2 protein-coding genes are annotated in these 2,156 nt (G+C 43.6%); both read left to right on the top strand.

From position 1 onward, the window contains the following. Positions 1 to 918 (top strand): polyprenyl synthetase family protein (locus A3738_RS11970; RefSeq protein ID WP_369819799.1); only part of this gene is annotated, 918 nt, incomplete at its 5' end. 31 nt (positions 919 to 949) lie between these two features. Beyond that, positions 950 to 2,156: wax ester/triacylglycerol synthase domain-containing protein (locus A3738_RS11965; protein ID WP_068763607.1), on the top strand; the 1,207-nt coding region annotated here is incomplete at its 3' end.

Below are 2,156 nucleotides of genomic sequence, written 5' to 3'. Positions count from 1 at the left end.
AACGCCCTGATTTTCGATCAACTATCATCTCGCGTTCCTTTAGTTGAAAAAATCGCACAATATATTATTGAGAGCGGTGGTAAACGCATGCGCCCACTTATCACGCTCTTGACCGCAAAAGCACTCAACTACAATAACGATAATGCGGTAAAGCTCGCAACAATCATTGAGTTTTTGCATACCGCAACCTTACTTCACGACGACGTAGTCGATACATCAGAATTGCGTCGAGGCAAAGCCACTGCGAACGCAAACTGGGGAAACGCCCCGAGCGTATTGGTTGGCGACTTCCTTTATTCACGCGCTTTTCAAATGATGGTAGATATCGGTAGTGTTGAGCTAATGGGCATTCTTGCTAACACAACAAACATTATCGCTGAAGGCGAAGTCTTTCAGTTAATGAATGCAAAAAACCCAAATATCTCTGAGCAGCAATATTACGACGTTATCGAGAGTAAGACTGCAATGCTCTTCATTGCTGCTTCACAGGGCATCGCTACCTTGGCAGATTGCGACGAACAAACAATCAACGCAGCAAAAGAATACGGATTAAAACTAGGACTCGCATTTCAACTCATCGATGACATCCTGGATTACACCGGCAACGCTCAAGAAATGGGAAAAAATATTGGTGATGATCTAGCCGAAGGAAAGCCAACATTGCCGCTGATACAAGCCATGCAAATCGGCAGCGAAGAACAAACCACCACAATCAGAACAGCTATCCGCAAAGGCGATGGCAATATGATTGAAGAAGTCATCAACATTGTTCAAAGCACTGGCGCTCTCGCATATACTCAAGAAGCTGCAGAGCGATGCAAAAACGACGCAATCAAGGCTGCCAAACAATTAGGCAACAATATCTATTGTGATTGTCTCATTCACTTAGCGGAAATTAGCGTAAATAGAAATAAATAAGCGCAAACTATAATAACCAAGGCTTAAATGTATGCGAACTTTATCCGAGCTTGATGCTTCGTTTCTATTTTTGGAAAGTAGCCGAGCACCATTGCAAGTTGGCGGTACTTATATATTCAAGAAAAAGAGCACGCGCTCGAAATTTAACTTCGAGCGAATCAAAGCCCTTATCGCAAACAAGCTTGGTAATGAAATTTTCTTGCGTCAGAAACTTGTTGAGGCGCCATTAAACAACGAATTTCCGATCTGGTGTGACGACCCAAATTTTGATTTGGAGAATCATGTACACCACATCCAACTTAACACCCTTAAAAGCCCATGCAGCCTTGAAGAACTATCCGCCAAAATACTCAATACACCGCTCGAGCGCCACCAACCTTTGTGGCAAGTTTATTATGTTGACGGTTTAGATAGCGAGTCAGGATACTCCAAGCAACACTTTGCGCTTATCCTCGTTACACACATCTCAGCACTTGACCATTCAACTGGTGAAGACATTCTCAGCCAGCTATTAGATGTCTCTCCGCATGTTCAAAAGCTAACAACACCAGAGCCATGGGTGCCCACTGAACTACCTGAAACAGCATCTTTGATTGAGGCGGCCTATAACACAGCTCTTTCCATTCCATCGAGCATTGCAAACTTGCTCAAAGATACTGCATCTTCAGCGTTTTACAGCGTTCTGTACGAAAAACTGCAGCGTTTAAATCTTCCCTCAGCACTATTAAGCGTAGCGAGCACCCCGCTAAATAAGAAAGTCTCAAGCAAGCGCGTCAGCGACAACTTACGCTTGTCGTTCTCTTCTATTCGCACACTCCGACAAGAGCTAAATAATGTCACGACCAACGACATTCTTATTGGAGTCTGTGCTGAGGCACTTCATAGCTACCTAAAAGATAATAACGCTCTTCCGAAGGCTCCGCTGATTGCACTTTCTCCAATCTCAGTGCGCTCAACAAGCCTTACGTATAAATCTGGAAAACAACTCACTGCTAGTTTGTTTTCGTTAATCACCAATGAATCAAACCCTATTCGTCGAATTCGCCAGATTCATTCGATGGCCACAAGTTCAAATCATTATGACGACGCTATATCTGCGAACAGACTAACCGAGCTTGTACCTAGCAATATGGCCTCACTTTCTGCTCGCGTATACTCAGAATTTTTATTGGCTCAAAAGTTTAAGCCGATGTTCAACCTCCCAATCATCAATATTCCAGGCCCACAATTCCCTCTGT

The sequence above is a fragment of the Oleiphilus sp. HI0066 genome (assembly GCF_001635725.1).
Note: the sequence above shows the minus strand (reverse complement) of the source record. Positions and strands in the feature narration are given on the sequence as shown.